Consider the following 20,044-nt stretch of genomic DNA (forward strand, 5'->3'; position numbering starts at 1 on the left):
CGACACCCTGGTCGGGCAAGCCGCGCCAGAGCCTGATGCTCCGCCGTGACTTGCCGCCGCCGGTGTTGGCCGGTTGGAGGCAAGCTCATGAACCTCACTTCATTCGTTTCACCTCGCCAGCCTGCGTGCCCTGCGCCGCAGCAGGCCGGCGCCTGGCCGCGGCGTCTGCACGGCTACCTTGACCACCACCAGGACCCCCCAAGTAGATGCGGGGTGCTGGTGCGTGTTCATGCACGCTTGAGCCCCCGCACTGCTCACTGAATAAAAGATATTGAACGGTATCTTTGTGCTCGAACTTTTTACCTTAAAAGTTCGCGGGATAACTATTGCCCTGTGTTTATTAAAAGGAATCAAACCATGGATTGCGCGAGTAGAAAGTTCGCTGCCGACACAACTTCCGACTCTCGGCAGCGGACAGACAACTGTCGGAAAGAACCAGCATTATTCAGCGACCCGACATGCCTTCGTTCACCGCCTGAGTGAAACGTCTGTGTGTCGTGCCGCCGCAGCGGCAGGAGCACAGCAACATGACTGTCAAACACCGTAACACCTCATCGGCCAAGGCCGAACGCGAAACCCGCCTGTCCACCCGCGCCGCCCGTGAAGCGCGCAATGGCCTGGCGGTCACCCTCGCCAACCTCGATGCCAGCGAACAGGGCTTGACCGAGCACGAAGCCGCCAAGCGCCTGGTGCGCGATGGGGCCAACCAGGTTGCCCACGACCATCAACCCCACGCCCTGGTGCAGCTGTTCAAGGCCCTGCACAACCCGTTCATCTATGTACTGCTGACCCTGGCCGGGATCAGCTTCGTCACCGACTACTGGCTGCCGGTCAGTGCAGGCGAAGCAGACGACGCCGACCTGACCAAGGTCATCATCATCATGACCATGGTCAGCCTCAGCAGCCTGCTGCGCTTCTGGCAGGAGTACCGCTCGAACAAGGCTGCCGACGCGCTCAAGGCAATGGTGCGCACTACGGCCACCGTGTTGCGCCGCGAGCAGACCGGGCAAGCCCCGCGCCTGCGCGAAGTGCCCATGGACGAACTGGTGGCCGGCGACATCGTGCAGCTTTCTGCAGGTGACATGATTCCCGCCGATATCCGCCTGCTCGAAGCGCGAGACCTGTTCATCAGCCAGGCCGTGCTCACCGGCGAAGCGTTGCCGGTCGAAAAGTACGACACCTTGGGTAATGTCGCGCAGAAGTCCGCCGCCGAGCATGGCGCCTATCAGGACAACCTGCTCGAGTTGCCGAACATCTGCTTCATGGGGACCAATGTGGTCAGTGGCCGCGCCCGCGCCGTGGTGGTCGCCACCGGCCGACGCACCTATTTTGGCTCGCTGGCCAAGGCCATTGCCGGTTCGCGCAGCCAGACCGCTTTTGACCGCGGCGTGAACAGCGTCAGCAGCCTGTTGATCCGCTTCATGCTGGTGATGGTGCCGGTGGTGTTCATGATCAACGGTGTGGTGAAAGGCGACTGGGGTGATGCCTTCCTCTTCGCGCTTGCCGTGGCAGTGGGCCTGACCCCGGAAATGCTGCCGATGATCGTCAGCGCCAACCTGGCCAAGGGCGCCGTGGCCATGGCCCGGCGCAAGGTGGTGGTCAAACGCCTGAACGCCATCCAGAACCTGGGCTCCATGGATGTACTGTGCACCGACAAGACCGGCACGCTCACCCAGGATCGGATCATCCTTGAGCACCATGTGCGCTTCGACGGCCAAACCGACAAGCACATCCTAGAGCTGGCCTGGCTCAACAGCCATCACCAAAGCGGCATCCGCAACCTGATGGACCAGGCCGTGCTGCATTTCGCCGGCCAGGACCAACAGTTCCAGGCGCCTTACGCCTACGCAAAGGTCGACGAACTGCCGTTCGACTTCATCCGCCGCCGCCTGTCAGTGGTGGTGAAGAATGCCTTGGGCGATCACCTGCTGGTAAGCAAAGGGGCGGTCGAGGAGATGCTCGCCATCGCCACCCATGTGCAGGAAGGCGACAAGGTCGTTGCCCTTGATCCGTGCCGTCGCCAGCAGCTGATGGCCAGGGTCGATGCCTTCAACCAGGACGGCTTCCGCGTGCTGGTGGTTGCCACCCGGCAGATCCCGGCGGCCGAAGGCAAGGCGCAGTATCACACCGAAGATGAGCGCGATCTGGTCATCCAGGGCTTGCTGACCTTCCTCGACCCGCCCAAGGAAACGGCCGGCCCGGCCATCGCCGCCTTGCGCGACATGGGCGTGCAGGTAAAGGTACTGACCGGCGACAACCCGGTGGTCACGTCCAAGGTCTGCCGTGAAGTAGGCCTGGCGCCAGGCCAGCCGTTGCTCGGCCAGGACATCGAGGGCATGGACGACACCACCCTGAAGCTTCAGGTGGAGGAGCGCACCGTCTTCGCCAAGCTCACCCCGTTGCAGAAATCGCGCGTGCTCAAGGCCCTGCAGGCCAATGGTCACACCGTGGGCTTTCTTGGCGACGGTATCAACGATGCCGCCGCCCTGCGCGATGCTGACGTCGGTATCTCGGTGGACAGCGGCACCGACATCGCCAAGGAATCGGCCGATATCATTTTGCTGGAAAAGAGCCTGATGGTGCTCGAGGAGGGCGTGCTCAAAGGTCGGGAAACCTTCGGCAACATCATGAAGTACCTGTGCATGACCGCCAGTTCCAATTTCGGCAACGTGTTCTCGGTCCTGGTGGCCAGTGCGTTCATTCCATTCCTGCCGATGCTGGCGATCCACTTGTTGCTGCAAAACCTGATGTATGACTTTTCCCAGCTGTCGCTGCCCTGGGACCGCATGGACAAGGCGTTCCTCAGCAAGCCACGCAAATGGGATGCCCGCAACATCGGCCGCTTCATGTTGTGGATAGGTCCTACGTCGTCGATCTTCGACATCACCACGTTCGCCCTGATGTGGTACGTGTTCGCCGCCAACAGCGTCGAAATGCAGGCGCTGTTCCAGTCTGGCTGGTTCATCGAGGGCTTGCTGTCACAGACGCTGGTAGTGCACATGCTGCGCACTCGCAAGGTACCGTTCTTCCAGAGCACCGCTGCATTGCCGGTGGTATTGGCAACGGGGCTGGTCATGGCATTGGGTATCTACATCCCGTTCTCCCCGGTGGGCGCGATGGTTGGCCTGGTGCCGCTGCCGTGGGAGTACTTCCCTTGGCTGGCCGCCACGCTGCTGGGCTACTGCGTAGTCGCCCAGGCCATGAAGACCCTCTATATCCGCCGTTTCGGCCAGTGGTTCTGAGCGATGCAAGGAGAGCAGACCATGCGAGTACTGATTTGTGCAGGGCGCAACTACGCCGACACCCGACGCTGCCGCCAGGCCCTGGACGACGTCCAGCGTCAGCGGCCGATCCGGGTATTGATCCACGGTGGCAGCCAGTTTCTTGGTGGGGAAATCGAAAGCTGGGCGCGCGAGCATGGCGCCGATCTGGTGCGTTACCCGCCAAACTGGCAGCTGCACGGCAAGCAGGCCGAACGCTTGCGCAACCTGTTCATGCTCAATGACAGCCGCCCTGACCTGTTGCTTGCCTTGCCCGGTGGCGATGACACCGAGGAGCTGCTGGCCAGGGCCCGTGGCGCCGAGCTTCAGGTGGTGTGCGCCAGGCAACCACGCCAGCCTGAGCGGGACGATTGCAGCTAATGCAAGCGCCTGGAGCCGTACGGTACCTGTAGGAGCGGGCTTGCCCGCGAAGCAGGCGCCTCGGTTTCACGGCCCCACGCTTTGAGCAGCCGCCCTGTGCGGCTGCTCAGCCTGGCTGCGCCGCCAGATCGTTGCTGACGTTGCGCCCCAGCACCAGCACGGTGACAAAGCCACAGCCCACCAGCGCCGTGGCCAGGCTCAGCAGTACCGCCGTGCCCATATGGTCCACGACTTGCCCGCCGAAGAACGAGCCCACGGCAATGATCACCTGGAACATGGCCACGAACAGCGGCATGCCACGTTCGACATCCTTGGGCGCCACGACAAACATCCAGATATTGGCGCAAGCCGGGAACGCACCGAAGGCAAAGCCCCACAGTGCGATCAGCATCGCGGCACCCGTCATGCCGGTGGCGAAGTGCGGGAACAGGGCGGTGCTGACTGCGATCATGAGCGCGACCAGCATCAGGGTATGCCGCACGCTGCGGTTGGCAGCAAAGCCGGCGAAGATGTTGCCCATGAAGCCGGCCACGCCATACAGCAGCAACAATGAACCGATCGTAGGCCCGTCAAAGCCGGCATTCTGTTTGAAGAACGGTGCGACATAGGTGTACGCAGCAAAGTGCGCCAGGCCGATCAGCAACACGGCGATCAAACCGACCCGTGCTTGCGGGTTGATGAACAACGCCGGCAGGTCGCGGATGCGGATGGCCTTTTCCGGCATCAGCCGCGGCAGCAGGAACACCTGTGCCAGCAGCACCGGTACGCCTACCAGTGCAGTGACCAGGAACGTCATGCGCCAGCCCATCAGGCCACTCAGCCAGGTGCCGACAGGCACGCCCACGACCGTCGCCAGGGTTACGCCCGCCATGATGATGGAGTTGGCTTTGGCTACGCCCATCCCGTCAGGTGCCAGGCGGCCGCTGAGGGCGATGGCTGTCGCCCAGAAGCCGCCAATACTGATACCCAGTAGCACACGGCCGACCAACAGCAGGTTGAAGTCACCGGCATAGGCCACGATGGCATTGGCGATGATCATGATCAGCGTCAGGCCGATCAGCAGGTAGCGCCGGTCCAGCGCGCCGACGCCTACGGAAATCAACGGGGCGGCTAACGCGGCCATGATGCCGGGCAGGGTCACCATCAGGCCGGCAAGGCCTGCACTGATGCCCAGGTCGCTGGCCACATCGTTGAGCACCCCCACCGGGAGGAATTCACTGGTGACCAGGGCGAAAGCGCCCACGGCTACCGAGAGGATTGCCAGCCATTGCTGGGTCACGCTTTGTTGGCTGTGTTCGGGAAGGCCGCGAGGGGCCTGGCTGTTGCTTGGCATGGGTTAGGTTCCATGAGGGATCTCGCCTGTAGCAGGCGCAGGAGCGGGGGGATTTGCAGGGGATTGTAGAGGCGGCCGTGCCCGACCGACAGGCAGGCCGCTCGATAGTAATCATCAGTGCAATCGATGAAACGCCTTGTGTAGAGCGCCCTGGCAGCGATTACGCCCTACCGGTGCCGCACCGGTGCAGGCCATGGCGATTTGCAGCCTGCAGCGTCAGCTTCTCTTTCCTGCGTCGTATACCGGGGGGCCAGCGAGTGATCGAACGCACCGTACGGGCTTCGCCGTCGGCTAGGTATGCTGTTGCTCACCCTCCACCCACTGCTGGTAGGTGATGCGGCTGATGTGCTCAGTACGATAGTCGTCGAGGAAGCGGTTGTGCTTGTTTTCTTCGGTGTGATGATGACGGAAGCCACACTTCGCCTGGGCAGCCTGTGACTGGCTGTTGTCAGTGTAGTAGCCACACCACAGTGCCTGCAGTTTCAGGGTTTCGAAGGCGTGGCGCATGACTTCCCGCACAGCCTCCGGAACCAGGCCTTTGCCCCAGTAGGGAACCCCGATCCAGTAGGAAATTTCACCTTCCTGTTCACTGATCTCGAAGTTGCTGTTACTGCCAGTCAGCAGGCCGACACAGCCTACGGCACGTTGATTCTGCTTGAGCTCAAGGGCGTACACTTCGGGGTGGTTGAACACTTCGCGAATGACCTCGCGGCTGTGCTCCACACTGGTGTGCACAGGCCAGCCCGCAACGGGGCCGACGCGCTCGTCCTTGGCATATTCGTACAAATCAGCAGCGTCGCTCTCCAGCCAAGGGCGAAGCAGCAAACGTTCGGTTTCCAATTTCATGTCCTGTACTCGTGTCTGGTCCGTTGGGCCAGCTTATGGCCGACTGGCCACGCGGTAAACGTCACTACCTTGGCATTATCGGTACTTTTCGAAACTGGACGGGTGCTTGATGCTAGGCTGTTGGCTCTATCTGGCGGTGGTACCGAGTGCGATGCATCACATTCCGAAACTTTACGCGGCTGGTGATCCGATCCAGACAGGTGAAAGCACGCTTGCCGATGGGCAGGGGGCGCCACTGTCGTTCGGTCATGCCTATCTGACACTGCTTGTGTGCCTGTCCGGGGCTGCCCGTTTCACGCTGAACTTCAAAGAACATGCTGTCAGGCGCGCAGATGTGCTGGTGCTGGCCGAAGACACCATAGCCTTGCTCAAATGTCGCTCACGATGCTTCAAGGTGTTTTTCTGCCTGATACCACAAGCACTTGCTGCCGAGGTCGCCTACCCACTGCCCAATTCATTGTTCGTCTTTCTGCACGACCATCCGCACTGTGTACTTGCCGAAAGCGAGAGGCCGCTGCTGGAAGGGTGGCTGATGCAGATGCGCGATATTGTGCGGTGCTGTGCCACTTATCAGCACATCATGCTGCGCAACCAGTTACAGAACCTTTTCCTGAAGATTGCCGAGCAGCTTCCCGTGTTACCGACAGCAGGCAGGGCGTTCAGCCGCAAGGAAGCGCTGAGTTGGCGATTCTGGGAGCTGGTAGGCAAACACAGCACCCGGCAGCGCGAGGTTAAGTTCTATGCCGACGCGCTTAACATCACCCCGTTCTATCTGTCGCAACTGACAAAGGTGTATTTCAATTCCAGCCCGAAAGGTTTGATCGATCGGCAGGTGACCCTGGAAATCAAGGCACTGCTTTCTTACAGTAATCACGCTGTCGGGCAAATTGCCGATGCGCTCAATTTTGCCGACGCGTCTTACCTGTGCCGCTATTTCAAGCGTCAGACCGGTTTTTCGCTTTCCAGCTACCGCAGGCAAGCGCAGAACGTGCAAGGGCAGGGCTGACGCTTGCACAGCGGCGCCTGCCGAGGGCGCTTATCAGCGTGCTCGGCAGGCACGGTACGCTATGGCGAGACCAGCACATCACACTGCGATTCGTTCAGTACATGCTTGGTGACGCTGCCCACCAGCAGTTCCTCCAGCGCGCTTGCCCCCTGCTTGCCGACAACGATCAGGTCGCACTCCAGCTCCTGTTCCTGCTCGGCAATGCGCCAGCCAGGGTCACCGTGCACCAGGATCTGCCGTGCATCGGCCAGGCCGGCAGCCTCACTCAGCGCCGCGAGCTGTACTTGTGCATCCTTGCGGATGACATTGCGGTAGTGGGTGAGGGTGTCGTGGTCGAGATGGGCGAAGCGCACGCTGGCTTCGAACGGGGCTTCGTACGCATGCAGCAGAATGATCTCTGCTTGCGGGGCAATGGCCTTGGCCAATTCTATCGTGCGCAGTGAAACGGACGAAAAATCGACTGGCACCAGCACGGTGCGGTAGGCATCACGAGGGGCCGGCTTGACCACCAGCAAAGGGCAGGGCATGCGGTTGAGCAGTTTCTGCACAGTTGAACCCAGCAGCAGGCGCCGCGCTACGTTCTGGCCCCTGGCCCCACACACCAGCAGGTCGCTGTGCTTGTCCTGCACCACCCGGTTGATCTCCGTGATCACCGAGCCGCTGGCGACCTGCACGCCAGCGGAGATACCGTAACGCTGGAACAGCAGCGCTGCCAGTGCGTGGGTTTTCTCGCCTGCGCTATCCAGTACGCGTTTCAACAGATCGTCATCAGGCGTCACCAACTGTTTGAGGCGCTCGAAGGGTGCCGGGTTGGCAACGTAGACCAGGTCCAGCGAGGCCTGTTGCGCATCGCTCAGGTAGGCAGCGCGCTCAGCGGCGTTGCGGGCATGTGGGGAAAGGTCGGTGGCAACCAGTATGTGTTTCAGCGGGTTCATGTGGGGCTCCTTGGTCAAGGCGCGCACAGCGATCAAGCGGTAAACCTTGCGCACTGTGCACCTGTCGGTACTTGAGTCATTCCTTGCGTGCAGCCATCGTCGCGCGAACCCGGCGCGAGGGCTTGATTTGGGTCAATGGCGTGCAGGTGTAGCGGCAGGTCATGCCTGCCAACAGCACTGCCGGTGTAGCTGCAAGGCTGATTACCCTGGGCTGGCGGGCTGCCTCATTACTGTCTTGACCCTCAGCCTTTCAGCCCGGATTTCCCAGCGGCCTGCCATGAAACCGCATTAACTGTCGCAGCGCTGTCGGCCCTGCAACAGCAGCAGTTCGGTGAGCGTGTCCATGGCCGGTGTTGCCTGGCTGCCTTTACGGGTCACCAGCTCGTAGGGGTCGCTGACCGAGCCCATGCTCAAGGGCAGTATGCTGACCTGCTGATTCATCGCACATTGCCGGGCCACGTCGATCGACACCAGCGCAACGAAGTCAGGACGGTTTTGCAACAGCGACAAGGTCGCCAGGATCGAAGTGGTTTCAACCAGGTGCAGCGGGAAGCGCAGCCCGGCATCGTGAAATTCGCGCTCCAGTTGCACGCGCATGGGCATGTTGGCCCGGTAGACGATCCAGCGGCTCTCGGCCAGGTCGGCAAGGCTCAGGCTTGGCGCATGCTTCAGCGGGTGGTCGATGTTGGCGATGACCGCCAGTGTCTCATCCTGGACAAAGGTGCTGGCGAACAGCTGCGGCGTATTGCTGACACTGGTGCGGCACAGGGCGATGTCCAGGCGGCCGCTCTCGATCTGCGTCAGCAGCGACTGGCTGGTGTCTTCGATGATTTCGAACGACATCTGTGGCTGGATGCTGGCCAGCTGTGACACCGCCTTCATCAGCAACGGCACCGCCCCCATGATCGCCCCCACTGCCAGCCGGCCGCCGACCCCACGCAGGATTGCATCCAGATCGTGCCGCAGGTTGGCGATATCGGTCTGCAACAGGCGTGCGTAGCGGATGGCGCAGTGCCCGGCGGCCGTGGGCTCCAGGCCTCGGTTGGTGCGGTTGAACAGCACGGTGCCGAAGGTGGTTTCGATTTCCTGCAAGGCCTTGCTGGCACCAGGCTGGGTAAGCCCGACGCTGCTTGCTGCACCGAGCAGCGAGCGGTGCTCGTCCAACTCGATCAACAAGCGCAGGTGGCGGGCGTGCAGGCGGGACATGATCGAATTGAGCGATGGGGTCATCTGGTATTCGTCCTGGTTATACCGATATGGATTGTTCTCAATACCATGGCCAGCCGCGCATTCCTATACTGGCGCTGCACAGTGTCGCATCCAGTGCGGCTGAAACGCCCAGAACAATAAAGCCAGGAGCCTGCCAAGCCTTATGTCCCTGATCAACTACATCACCCAGATCCAATTCGATATCGGTGCCATTGCATGCCTGCCTGCCGAATGTGAGCGCATTGGTATAACCAGGCCTTTGATCGTGACCGACCGTGGCGTGCGTGCCGCCGGTATCGTCGATACGGCGTTGAACACCTTCGGCAGCGACACCGCACAACTGCCTATCTACGACGGTACGCCACCCAACCCCAACGAGCATGCCGTGCGTGAGGCCGTGGCCATGTTCAAGGCAAATGGCTGTGATGGCATTATCGCCATTGGCGGTGGCTCGGCGATCGACCTGGCCAAGGGGGTGGCCGTGTGTGCCCGGCACGACGGCCCGTTGAAGAGCTTTGCGGTGATCGAGGGCGGCCTGGCCCGGATCACCCCGGCAACCGCGCCGGTGATTGCGGTGCCGACCACGGCCGGCACGGGGAGCGAGGTCGGGCGCGGCGCCATCCTGATACTCGAGGACGGGCGCAAGGTGGGGGTGATCTCGCCCCATGTGGTGCCCAAGGTGGCCATCTGTGACCCGGCACTTACGCTCGGGCTGCCAGCACAACTCACGGCTGCCACCGGCATGGACGCGATTGCCCACTGCCTGGAAACTTTCATGGCACCTGCGTTCAACCCGCCTGCCGACGGCATTGCCCTGGACGGCCTGTGGCGGGCCTGGCGCTTCATCGAACGAGCCACCCGCGAGCCGGGCAACCTGGACGGGCGCATCAACATGATGAGCGCATCGCTGCAAGGTGCGCTGGCCTTCCAGAAAGGCCTGGGCTGCGTGCACAGCCTTAGCCATGCGTTGGGCGGGATCAACCCACGCCTGCACCACGGCACCCTCAATGCGATCTTCCTGCCTGCCGTCATCAGCTTCAACCGCACGGCCGAAACGGTGGTGAGTGAACACAAGATGCAACGCATCGCCCAGGCGATGGGGCTGGCCGATGACAGCCAGATCGAAGATGCCATTCGCGACATGACCCGTACGCTGGGCCTGCCGACCGGCCTTGGCGAACTGGATGTCAACCCGGACCTGTTCCCGCGCATCGTCCAGGGCGCGTTGGCCGATCACAGCCACCGCACCAACCCACGTGAGGCATCTGCCGAGGACTACCAGTGGCTGCTTGAAGCGTCGATGTAAGCCGTTACCTGCTGTTCAACCAATAACAACAAAAGTGAACGCCCATGAATACCAAATATGCGCAACCCGGGCTTGCCCGCGAACCTGAAGCGGTCGCCAGCTCGAACCCGTTCAGAAAGTACCAGGTCATCACCGTCAGCCTGTTGCTGGTGATCGGCATCATCAACTACGTCGACCGCAGTGCGCTGTCGATTGCCAATACGTCCATCCAGCGCGACATGGGCATCACGCCGTCACAGATGGGCATTCTGCTGTCGGCGTTTTCCCTGGCGTATGCCTTTTCGCAACTGCCCTTGGGCATGATCATTGACCGCCTGGGCAGCAAGATTTCTTTGGGGGCGGCCCTGCTGGGCTGGTCGGTGGCACAGACGGCTTCTGGCCTGATCAACAGTTTTTCTGCATTCATCGGGCTCAGGGTGGTGCTGGGAATTGGCGAGGCGCCGATGTTCCCGTCGGCGGCCAAGGCGCTGGCGGAGTGGTTCGAGGCCGAGAAGCGGGGGACGCCGACCGGCATCGTGCTGTCATCGACCTGCATCGGGCCGTGTCTGGCGCCGCCGTTGCTGACGCTGCTGATGGTCACCTGGGGCTGGCGCGGCATGTTCATCGTCACCGGTGTATTTGGCATTCTGCTTGCCGCCTGCTGGTTCGCCTTCTACAAAAGCAAGGCGCGGTACCTGGCCGAACTGCCTGCCGAGGAGCGTGAGCAACTGCTGGCAGCCCAGGCGCATAAACAGGCGGTGCCAAGCGCCAGGCCCAGTGTGCAGGCACAACTGGCGGCGTGGGCCGAACTGTTCCGCCACAAGAGCACCTGGGGCGCAGTACTGGGCTTCATGGGGGTGATCTACATGCTGTGGCTGCACCTGACGTGGCTGCCGGGCTACTTCGAGCGCGAGCATGGCTTGAGCCTGTACCAGACCGCCTGGGTGGTTTCACTGGCCTATGTGTTCGGCGCCTTGGGCACCATTGTCGCGGGCCGCATCTGCGACCGCCTGGTGAAGAACGGTGCCAGTGTGCTGGGTAGCCGCAAGCGGGTTGTAGTGACTGCGTTGCTCGCGGCGGCCGCATTCACCGTTCCCCTGTCGTTCGGTAGCGGCTTCCTGCTCAGCGTGGCGCTGCTGTGTTGCGCGCTGTTCAGCGTGAACATGGCCAGCTCTACCGCATGGATGATCGCCAACACCGTGGTCGATAGCCAGCGCGTGGCCTCGTTTGGCTCGATCCAGAACTTCGGTGGCTACCTGGCAGGCTCTGTGGCGCCCATCGTGACCGGGTTCAGCATTCAGCAGACCGGGTCCTTCGCTTCGGCATTCCTGATCAGTGCCGCCGTGGCCGCGGTTGCTGCGATGGCTTATGTGTTGTTGTTGAAGCAGCCGGTTTCCACTGATCGCTGAGCATGCCCCTGCAGGCGGATTTCATCAGGTAGCTCAATAACAATTTGTGATGATTGGCATCATGACAATATATTTATCTTTATCAATTTCAGGCCATAGCATCTGTTGCCCGCCATCGCCTATCTCAATGAGGTCTTGATGAACCGTTCGCTCTTCGTACACCAACGTACTGCAGCCTTGCTACTGCAACACTGGCGCAGCGGTGACCTGCTGACGGAACTGCCCGCCAGCCTCAAGCCCGAGACGTTGAAACAAGGCTATGACAGCCAGGACCAGTTGTTTGCCGCTGCCGCAGGCCAGCGCGCCGGGTGGAAGCTGGGCGTCGGCAGCCCGGCTGGCATGCGTGCCGGCAAGTTGTCGCGGCCCTTGATTGGCCAACTGGAAGCGGGGCGTTGCCATGCCGATGGCGCACATATCCCGCTGCCAGCGGTTACGCCGGTGACCATCGAATGCGAAATTGCCTTCGTGCTGGACCGGGATATTCCTCCGCAAGCCGGGCGCGTACCGGTGAGTGAGGATATTCGCGCCACGTGCGTCACCTTTGAAGTGGTGCGTTCGCGCTTTGTCGACCGCAAGGCTGTCGGCTGGCCAAGTTTTGTGGCTGACAACGTGGGGTTTGAAGCATTGGTGGTCGGCAATAGCCTGGGCGCCGGTATCAATGTGCCGTTGCTCGCCGACCTGGCCGAAACCACCGAGGTGCATGTGGATGGTCAATGGCGCGCCGGTGGCTTGTCTGGCGATGCGGCCACCGACCCGCTGGTGTCGCTGGCTCACCTGTACGCGCACGCTGCCGAGCGTGGCCAGACCCTGAAGGCCGGGGATGTCGTGACCACCGGGGCCATGTGCCAGCCGTTCGACTTGCATGAAACAGGCCACCAGGTCAGCGCCAGGTTCCTTGGCCAGGCCCTGACGTTCACGCTGTAACGGCCGACCATTGCTCGAACGCTGCCTGCATTCTTTGCCGGGTCTGTGGGTCGGCGGGGATCAGGTGTTCGATGCGCAGTGACTGCACGGTGACATCCTGCGGCATGCCAAAGGTGGTGAACGTGGACAGGAACCGCAGCTCACCATACGGGGTGTTCACGCGGGTCAGCAGCAGAGGAACGGCTGTCGTCATCTGGCACGGGCTTGCCGGGGCCGGCAAGTCGCGCAAGCGCGCTGCCAGTGCCGGATTGCCTGCGGCCTCCCTGGAGGCACGTTGCCAGGCAGCAGCGCGGATTTCCGGCGCGTTGGCCAGGTGATCACCCAGACCACCGGGGCACAGCAGTGTCTGCAGCAGGTTGAGGCCGGTTGCCGGCTGTGCGCTGACACCGGCCATCGCCAGCAGCAGCCCGGTACTGGCGTTGGCGGCGATGACGTCCCAGTGGCTGTCGATGACGATCGCCGGAGCGGGGTTGTTCACCTGCAGAATATGCTCGATGGCAGTATTCACCAAGGCCAGTTCAGGCGCATCGAGCGGCGTGGCGGCGTAGCGGGGTGCGTATCCTGCAGCAACGAACACTTCGTTGCACCGCTCCAGCGGCGCATCCAGGGCCGAGAGGAGGGCATGCAACGTGCCTGGGCTGGCTTTGGCGCGTCCTGTTTCCACGCAGCTCAGATGACGCTGCGACAGCCCCGTCAGCAGCGCCAGTTCCAGCTGGCTGAGGTTGGCCTGACGGCGCAGTTCGCGAAGATGCTGGCCCGCTGAGATATGCGGGGCAGGGGTGCTGCGATGGAACAGATGCTGATTCATGCGTTGCCCTGATCGTCCTTGAGTGCAATGTCCATGACCTCACGGGTCATTGAGTGCAAGCAACCCTATCACTACTGTGCCGGCAAACCCTATCAAGGAGAGCTATATGGGCTTGCGTATCTGCGCGCTGGCAATACTGGTGCCGTTTTCGCTGTATACCGGCTGGACCATGCTGATTGCCGAGCAATCGCTGCTGGCATTCGGGCTGGCACTGCTGGCGCGGCCGGACACGGCCCAGGTGGTCATCGACCTGTACCTGATGGCCGGGCTGGCCGGTTGCTGGATGGTGAGAGACAACCGCATGCGCGGCAGAGCCGGGATCGCGGTGCTGCCTTACCTGCTGCTGACCGTCGTGTTCGTTTCGCTGGGGCCGTTGCTGTACCTGGTGATCAGAGGCGTTGCCGAGGGGCGCCAGCCATGAGCAGTGCCTTGCAGGTTTATGCGCTGTGTGTGGTGGTGCTGTTCCTCAAGATGTTCCTGGTTTCCTGCTATCAGGGCTATCACCGCTTGCGCTTCGTCGCGTTCACCAATCCGGAGGACGCTGCCGTGTTCAGGCGCATCGCCCAGGCCGCAGAACGCCCGCAGGTGATACGTGCTGCCAAGGTTTGGGCCAACGACCTGGAGAACATTCCCATGTTCTTTGCCCTCGGCGGGCTGGCTGTTGCTCTGGAAGCCGCCACGCTACCGGTGCTGTGGCTGAGTGTGGTGTTCACGGTTGCCAGGGTCTTGCACACGCTGGCCTACCTGCGGGGTTTGCAGCCCTGGAGAACGTTGTTCTATGGCATCGGGGTCATTTGCCTGCTGGGATTCTGCTTAGTCATCACCGCGAGAATAGGCAGCTGAACCAAAATATTGCATGAGTCATCTTGATGCTTTCACATAGCAGTACTAATACTTAAGCACTGCCGAAGGGGATGATCATGCAGACACGCTTCGTTGTGGTTCCCGCAGTGCCACTCAAGAAAGAGGCTTATCCTCGGCGGCTTGGCTTTCCTGCCGCACTGGGGGAGGGTTACGACCTCTACGACACCCAGGACAAGATGCGTCTGAGCCTGAACTTTTCCACCCGTGCCCAGGCTGAGTTCGAATGTGCATGCCGCAACCGCTGTGGGGATGGCGGTGATACAGGTCTCGCCGGCATCGGCTGATCGCCTGCAGTGGCCAGGTTCCTGTTCCTGGTGCTGCGTTGCAGGGTCTATCGACACCTTCAAGCGTTTGCGTCGAAGCCGGAGCCGTTTCAGGATTCCGGCTCGGCGCCTGATGGCACAGTCGATAAGCTCTACCGCGCGGCCTGCCATTCAATAGTCACAAAGTTGTAACACAGCTGATGCAAAGTGTGCCGGCCATCACATGGAGCACATTTTGATGAAACGCCTGATGAAGTCTGCTGCACTCGCCGTTGCCGTTTCCCTTTGCGCCACCTCGGCAGCCTTTGCTGCAGAAAACGTTCGGTTGACCGGTTCGGGCGCCAGCTTCCCTGCACCGATCTACCTGACCTGGTTCAAGGACTTCAGCAAGAACACGGCTGGCGTCACCGTCGATTACCAGTCCAAGGGCAGCGGCGCGGGCGTTCAGGACTTCCTGAACAAGACCGTCGACTTCGCCGCCAGCGACTCGGCCATGAGCGAAGCAGACATTGCCAAGGTTGGCGAAGGCGTGCAGTTGCTGCCAATGACCGCCGGTGAAATCGTCCTGGCTTACAACCTGCCGGGCAACCCTAAAGGTCTGAAGCTGCCGCGCGACGTCTACTCCAATATCTTCCTCGGCAAGATCACCCAGTGGAACGACCCGCAAATCGCGGCGGCCAACCCTGACCTGAAGCTGCCTGCCACCCCGATCACCGTGGTCGTGCGTGCCGACTCCAGCGGCACCACTGCCGTCTTCACCAAGCACCTGTCGGCCATCAACGCTGACTTCAAGCAAGGGCTGGGCGAAGGCAACACCGTCAACTGGCCGGCCACCGACAAGTTCATCAAGTCGCCGAAGAACGACGGCGTAACCGCCACCGTCCGCCAGACCCCGGGCGCCATCGGCTACATCGAGTACGGCTTCGCCAAGCTGGCCAAGGTCGACTTCGCCATGTTGCAGAACAAGGCTGGCCAATACGTCGTGCCGAATGCCGAGAGCGGTGCCGAAGCACTGGCTGCGGTGAACATGCCGGAAAACCTGGTGGCCTGGCTGCCTGACCCGGACGGTGCCAAGTCCTACCCGATCACTTCCTATACCTGGATGATTTTCCGCAAGGACAACGGCAACCCGGAAAAAGCCAAGGCCATGCGTGAAATGGTCGAGTACAGCCTGACCAAAGGCCAGACCATCGCCGACTCGATGGGTTACATCCCGCTGCCGCCGTCGGTAGTCGACCAGGTGCGTAAAGCGTCCGCCAACATCCAGTAATACCCAGGCGCTCCCGGTATTGGCATGAAGCCATGCCGGGGGTGTTTGTCCCTTGTCCCGGAACTCGCCAATGAACACTCCTTTTGCCATACCGGATAACCCCGACTCCGCGTGCCAGCCACCGTCTGCGAAAGACTTTCTGGTCGATCGCACCTTCCGTGCGCTTGCGCGCATTGGCGTGGTGCTGGTGCTGGCGCTGGTCTTCGCGCTGGTCTACGAAGTCGGCCGCAAGGCACTACCTGGGATTGAAAAGCACGGTTTTGACGTGTTGTTCGGCAGCGTCTGGGACGTTAACCAAGGCAAGTACGGTATTCTGCCAGCGATCTGGGGGACGCTGTACAGCGCCTTGATCGCCCTGTTGATCGCCGGTTTCTTCGGCGTCAGCATGGCCATTTTCCTGACCCAGGATTTCCTTCCGGCCAAGCTTGCCGCGGTGTTTCGCACCATCGTCGAGTTGCTCGCCGCCATCCCCAGCGTGGTGTACGGCCTGTGGGGCATCTATGTGGTCATCCCGGCGATTCGCCCGTTGACCGCCTGGCTGAACAGCGAGCTGGGCTGGATCCCGTTTTTCGGCACCTCCCTGAGTGGCCCAGGCCTGCTGCCTGCGGCGCTGGTGCTGGCGATCATGATCCTGCCGACCATCGCGGCGGTTTCCCAGGATGCGCTGACCAGCGTACCGATGAAAACCAAGCAGGCTGCCTACGGCATGGGTACCACCCACTGGGAAGCCATCCTCAAGGTGATGGTGCCCTCGGCGGCTACCGGCATCTTCGGTTCGCTGGTGCTGGGGCTGGGCCGTGCACTCGGTGAAACCATGGCGCTGGCCATGCTGGTCGGCAACGCCAACACCATTTCCCTGTCCTTGTTCGCACCGGCCAACACCCTGGCGGCGCTGCTGGCGCTGAACTTCCCGGAAGCCGGGCCGAACGAGGTCGAAGTGCTGATGTACGCGGCACTGGTACTGATGTTCATCACCCTGCTGGTGAACGTGCTCGGCTCGATGATCATGCTCTACGCCCAGCGTGGTAACAAACAATGACTGACCTGACGACTCCTGTAGCCGCGTTGCCCAGCCTGCAGCGCAAGCTGGAAGGCCGCGCCCTGCGCAGCCTGGTATTGACCACCCTGGCATGGTTCGCGGCACTGGTGGCCAGCGTGCCGCTGATTTCCGTGCTGTACATGCTGATCACTCGCGGCGGGGCACGCCTTAACCTGGAAGTGTTCACCGAACTGCCGCCGACCGGCTTCGAGATGGGCGGTGGTTTCGGTAACGCCATGGCCGGTACCTTCGTCATGGTCGGCATTGCCGCCGCCATCGCTGTGCCGGTCGGTATCCTGGCAGCGGTGTTCCTGGCCGAGCTCGGCCCCGACAGCAAGCTGGCCAACACCGCGCGCTTTGCCGCCAAGATGCTCACTGGCCTGCCATCGATCCTGGCCGGGGTGTTTGCCTACGCCCTGGTAGTGATGACCACCGGTACCTACTCGGCACCGGCAGGCGGCGTGGCCCTGGCGGTGCTGATGCTGCCGATCGTGGTGCTCACCGCTGAAGAGTCGATGAAGATGGTGCCCAAGATCATGAAGGATGCTGCCTACGGCATGGGCTGCACCCGTGCCCAGGTGATCTGGAAGATCGTCCTGCCCACCGGCCTGCCGGCCATCCTTACCGGGGTGATGCTGGCCGTGGCCCGCGCGGCTGGCGAAACCGCGCCACTGCTGTTCACCGCATTGTTCAGCAACTACTGGATCTACCACGACGGCGACCTGGCGGTGATGAACCCCACAGCCTCGCTTGCGGTACTGATCTACAACTTCTCCGGCATGCCGTTCGACAACCAGCTGGAGCTCGCCTGGGCGGCCTCGCTGGTGCTGGTAATGATCGTGCTGGTCATCAACATTTTGAGCCGAGTCTTCGGCAAGCCCAAGTATTGAGAAAGGGAGCATCCAACTTGAACGTATCCACTGCGCAAAGAGCCGCTCCCATGGTCAGCGAAGCCCCCATCGTCATGGACTGCAAGCTCGACAAGATTTTCTACGGTAACTTCATGGCCGTGCGTGACAGCCATGTGCCGATCAGGAAAAACGAGATCACCGGTTTCATCGGCCCTTCGGGCTGCGGCAAGAGTACCGTGCTGCGTAGCTTGAACCGTATGAATGACCTGGTGAAGGGCTTCCGTTTCGAAGGCCATGTGCACTTTCTTGGGCAGGATGTCTACGGCAAAGGCGTCGACCCTGTTGTAGTGCGCCGCTATATCGGCATGGTGTTCCAGCAGCCCAACCCGTTCTCGATGAGCATCTTCGACAATGTGGCCTTCGGCCTGCGCCTGAACCGCTACAAAGGCGACTTGGGCGATCGCGTGAAGCACGCCTTGCAAGGCGCCGCGCTGTGGGACGAAGTGAAGGACAAGCTCAAGGTCAGCGGGCTGTCGCTGTCCGGTGGCCAGCAGCAGCGCCTGTGCATCGCCCGTGCCATCGCCACCGAGCCGGAAGTGCTGTTGCTGGACGAGCCCTGTTCGGCACTCGACCCGATTGCCACCCGCCGCGTGGAGGAGCTGATGGTCGAGCTGAAAAAGGACTACACCATCGCCCTGGTGACCCATAACATGCAGCAGGCGATTCGTGTGGCCGACACCACCGCTTTCTTCTCGGTGGATATTTCCCAGGGCACCCGCACCGGCTACCTGGTCGAGATGGGCCCGACCGCGCAGATTTTCCAGAACCCGCGCGAGCAGCTGACCAGCGACTACATCAGCGGCAAGTTCAGCTAAACCCTGCAAGCTCAAGGTGGGCGGGTGTTGCAGCCAGGAAGGTTGCAACACCCGGCCGCGTTACCTTCCGTTAAAGTGTTACCCGGGATTACCAATGCGAGCGACGCGTCGTCTTGATCTGTCAGCGGTAGAGTGCGCACTGCGCGAGGTGCAGGGCCGTTTTGCCGAACTCAGCCAGCATTTCACCGAACCGCGGGACCCGTTTACCGACGAGGTGCTGCTGAATGTGGTTGAAGGCTATGCGCTGATTGACGACTATGTCGCTCGCGGTATCGACCTGTTCGACCTGCAACAGCTGAACCTGATGCTGGAAATCAATGCCATCGTGCTATGCGGCAGCGATCCGGCCCGTCGCCTGGAATTCGCCCCGCACCTTGCGGCAACCGAAGCGCACTTTTTCAACAACGTGGAAGGTGGCATCAAGGATTTGTACAACTGGTACTGCTCGTACCGCAGCGATTCCATCTGGAAGCGGGCAGCGGGTGTGTATGTACGGATCCTCAGCAAGCCGCAGCTGTTCATCGAAGGCAACAACCGCACGGGTTCGCTTATTGTCAGCTATTTGCTGATGCGTGCCGGGCTGCCGCCATTCGTGCTGTCGCTGGACAACGCCGAGGGTTACTTCAACCCGTCCTCGGTCATACGCAACTCCGCCAAACACGGTGTCAAGGCTTTGTACGAACTCCCCAAGATCAAGAAAAAGTACGCTGCTTTCCTGGAAGCGAAAGCACCTGAGCCCGGCAAGTTCTTCCTGAACGGCGCGCCCGTGCCTGCCTGCGAGGGGAGCCGCTGATGCAAGGTTCATCCCTGTTCGCACGAGGGCGGCAAGCCATCGAACGCAAGCTCAAGCGTGGCCAGGTACGCATTTCGTTCGATATCGACGACACGCTGGCCTGCCTGCCCGAACACGCCGCCGCCGAGGACAGCAAGCTGCCAGGTTTCGTCCATCGCTGGCTGGGTGAGCCCCTGCGCAGCGGTACCCGCGAACTGATCCGCGACCTGCGCCGCCAGGGCTGCAGCATCTGGATCTACACCTCCTCGGGGCGTACCCCGGCTTACATCCGCCGCTGGCTGATGCTTTACGGCATTCATGTCGATGGCGTGGTCAACAGCGGTCGGCACCAGCACATCCTGGCCCAGCGCGGGCTGGAGAACGCTCCCTCCAAGCTGCCTTCGGCTTTTGATATCGATCTGCACGTGGATGATTCCGAAGGTGTGCGCCTGGAAGGTGTCGACCACGGTTTCCGCGTGGTGGTGGTGTGCCCGAAGGATGAGCACTGGGCGCAGAAGGTGAAGGACGCGGTGGTGGATGTGCAGGCACGGCTGGCCTGGCAGCAACCGCACCGCTATGAGATGCCCGCTTGCCAGCGTCCGCAGGCACTGGCTTCCTGAAGCCAGGAGATTCCGCTCAGACAATGTAATGGGGGCTGCTTCGCAGCCCTTCGCGGGCTCGCCCGCTCCCACAGGGGTCGTGGATATCCTGAAA

Annotated in this window: 20 protein-coding genes; 15 read left to right on the forward strand and 5 right to left on the reverse strand. The window is 61.6% G+C overall.

The genetic code is table 11. From position 1 onward, the window contains the following. The first annotated feature begins 527 nt into the window (after positions 1 to 527). Both mgtA and V7787_RS28725 read left to right on the forward strand, forming a co-directional pair. Positions 528 to 3,242 (forward strand): magnesium-translocating P-type ATPase, encoded by a 2,715-nt coding sequence (mgtA, locus tag V7787_RS28720; protein ID WP_336090765.1) that lies wholly within the window; start codon positions 528 to 530, stop codon positions 3,240 to 3,242. Positions 3,243 to 3,263: 21 nt separating this feature from the next. Continuing rightward, a complete protein-coding gene (locus tag V7787_RS28725; RefSeq protein ID WP_104887441.1) occupies positions 3,264 to 3,641 on the forward strand; it encodes a DUF2493 domain-containing protein in 378 nt (125 codons plus the stop codon). Between the two features lie 106 nt (positions 3,642 to 3,747). Here V7787_RS28725 and V7787_RS28730 read toward each other — a convergent pair whose 3' ends face one another. Together V7787_RS28730 and V7787_RS28735 are read right to left on the reverse strand one after the other, a co-directional pair. Beyond that, positions 3,748 to 4,974 carry an MFS transporter gene (locus tag V7787_RS28730; RefSeq protein WP_010953567.1) on the reverse strand — a complete coding sequence of 409 codons (1,227 nt, stop codon included), beginning with the start codon at positions 4,972 to 4,974 and terminating at the stop codon, positions 3,748 to 3,750. 291 nt (positions 4,975 to 5,265) lie between these two features. After that, positions 5,266 to 5,820, reverse strand: a complete 555-nt coding sequence (locus tag V7787_RS28735; protein WP_064491583.1) for a GNAT family N-acetyltransferase — start codon at positions 5,818 to 5,820, stop codon at positions 5,266 to 5,268. A gap of 151 nt (positions 5,821 to 5,971) precedes the next feature. On the opposite strand from V7787_RS28735, the gene V7787_RS28740 reads away from it, so the two are divergent. Next, complete coding sequence (locus tag V7787_RS28740; protein WP_104962890.1) at positions 5,972 to 6,826, forward strand: helix-turn-helix domain-containing protein; 855 nt, start codon at positions 5,972 to 5,974, stop codon at positions 6,824 to 6,826. 59 nt (positions 6,827 to 6,885) lie between these two features. Here V7787_RS28740 and V7787_RS28745 read toward each other — a convergent pair whose 3' ends face one another. Together V7787_RS28745 and V7787_RS28750 are read right to left on the reverse strand one after the other, a co-directional pair. Beyond that, positions 6,886 to 7,761 carry a universal stress protein gene (locus V7787_RS28745; RefSeq protein ID WP_064491595.1) on the reverse strand — a complete coding sequence of 292 codons (876 nt, stop codon included), beginning with the start codon at positions 7,759 to 7,761 and terminating at the stop codon, positions 6,886 to 6,888. Between the two features lie 288 nt (positions 7,762 to 8,049). Further along, positions 8,050 to 8,991, reverse strand: coding sequence for a LysR family transcriptional regulator (locus tag V7787_RS28750; protein WP_010953569.1), 942 nt, complete (start codon positions 8,989 to 8,991; stop codon positions 8,050 to 8,052). 142 nt (positions 8,992 to 9,133) lie between these two features. Here V7787_RS28750 and V7787_RS28755 point away from each other — a divergent pair, with 142 nt between their 5' ends. From V7787_RS28755 to V7787_RS28765, 3 genes are all read left to right on the forward strand, one after another. Then, complete coding sequence (locus V7787_RS28755) at positions 9,134 to 10,276, forward strand: iron-containing alcohol dehydrogenase (RefSeq protein ID WP_104887443.1); 1,143 nt, start codon at positions 9,134 to 9,136, stop codon at positions 10,274 to 10,276. Between the two features lie 44 nt (positions 10,277 to 10,320). Further along, positions 10,321 to 11,664, forward strand: a complete 1,344-nt coding sequence (locus tag V7787_RS28760) for an MFS transporter (protein ID WP_064491585.1) — start codon at positions 10,321 to 10,323, stop codon at positions 11,662 to 11,664. 138 nt (positions 11,665 to 11,802) lie between these two features. Further along, complete coding sequence (locus tag V7787_RS28765) at positions 11,803 to 12,588, forward strand: 2-keto-4-pentenoate hydratase (protein ID WP_104887444.1); 786 nt, start codon at positions 11,803 to 11,805, stop codon at positions 12,586 to 12,588. Here the strand turns inward: V7787_RS28765 and V7787_RS28770 are convergent. After that, on the reverse strand, positions 12,578 to 13,396 hold the full coding sequence (locus V7787_RS28770) for a helix-turn-helix domain-containing protein (protein WP_336090766.1): 819 nt from the start codon (positions 13,394 to 13,396) through the stop codon (positions 12,578 to 12,580). The two genes, V7787_RS28765 and V7787_RS28770, sit on opposite strands and share 11 nt — an antisense overlap. Positions 13,397 to 13,502: 106 nt before the next feature. Here V7787_RS28770 and V7787_RS28775 point away from each other — a divergent pair, with 106 nt between their 5' ends. The 9 genes from V7787_RS28775 (at position 13,503) to V7787_RS28815 (ending at position 19,950) form a co-directional block, all read left to right on the forward strand. Continuing rightward, positions 13,503 to 13,817, forward strand: coding sequence for a DUF2834 domain-containing protein (locus tag V7787_RS28775; protein ID WP_104887446.1), 315 nt, complete (start codon positions 13,503 to 13,505; stop codon positions 13,815 to 13,817). Further along, positions 13,814 to 14,239, forward strand: coding sequence for an MAPEG family protein (locus V7787_RS28780; RefSeq protein ID WP_104887447.1), 426 nt, complete (start codon positions 13,814 to 13,816; stop codon positions 14,237 to 14,239). Before V7787_RS28775 ends, V7787_RS28780 begins: the two co-directional genes overlap by 4 nt. A 71-nt stretch (positions 14,240 to 14,310) precedes the next feature. After that, positions 14,311 to 14,544: a hypothetical protein gene (locus V7787_RS28785; protein WP_054889537.1), complete on the forward strand. Its 234-nt coding sequence runs from the start codon at positions 14,311 to 14,313 to the stop codon at positions 14,542 to 14,544. 217 nt (positions 14,545 to 14,761) lie between these two features. Beyond that, entirely contained in the window at positions 14,762 to 15,793 is a 1,032-nt protein-coding gene (gene pstS, locus V7787_RS28790) for a phosphate ABC transporter substrate-binding protein PstS (protein ID WP_003254123.1), read from the forward strand. 70 nt (positions 15,794 to 15,863) lie between these two features. After that, complete coding sequence (gene pstC, locus V7787_RS28795) at positions 15,864 to 16,832, forward strand: phosphate ABC transporter permease subunit PstC (protein ID WP_004574212.1); 969 nt, start codon at positions 15,864 to 15,866, stop codon at positions 16,830 to 16,832. Next, positions 16,829 to 17,722: a phosphate ABC transporter permease PstA gene (gene pstA, locus V7787_RS28800; protein WP_104887448.1), complete on the forward strand. Its 894-nt coding sequence runs from the start codon at positions 16,829 to 16,831 to the stop codon at positions 17,720 to 17,722. Before pstC ends, pstA begins: the two co-directional genes overlap by 4 nt. Before the next feature lie 50 nt (positions 17,723 to 17,772). Further along, entirely contained in the window at positions 17,773 to 18,558 is a 786-nt protein-coding gene (gene pstB / locus V7787_RS28805) for a phosphate ABC transporter ATP-binding protein PstB (RefSeq protein ID WP_003254117.1), read from the forward strand. Between the two features lie 94 nt (positions 18,559 to 18,652). Continuing rightward, positions 18,653 to 19,351, forward strand: a complete 699-nt coding sequence (locus V7787_RS28810; RefSeq protein WP_336090771.1) for a hypothetical protein — start codon at positions 18,653 to 18,655, stop codon at positions 19,349 to 19,351. Next, on the forward strand, positions 19,351 to 19,950 hold the full coding sequence (locus V7787_RS28815; protein WP_064491592.1) for a hypothetical protein: 600 nt from the start codon (positions 19,351 to 19,353) through the stop codon (positions 19,948 to 19,950). Before V7787_RS28810 ends, V7787_RS28815 begins: the two co-directional genes overlap by 1 nt. The last annotated feature ends 94 nt before the right edge of the window (positions 19,951 to 20,044 follow it).

Source organism: Pseudomonas sp. CGJS7 (assembly GCF_036961695.1).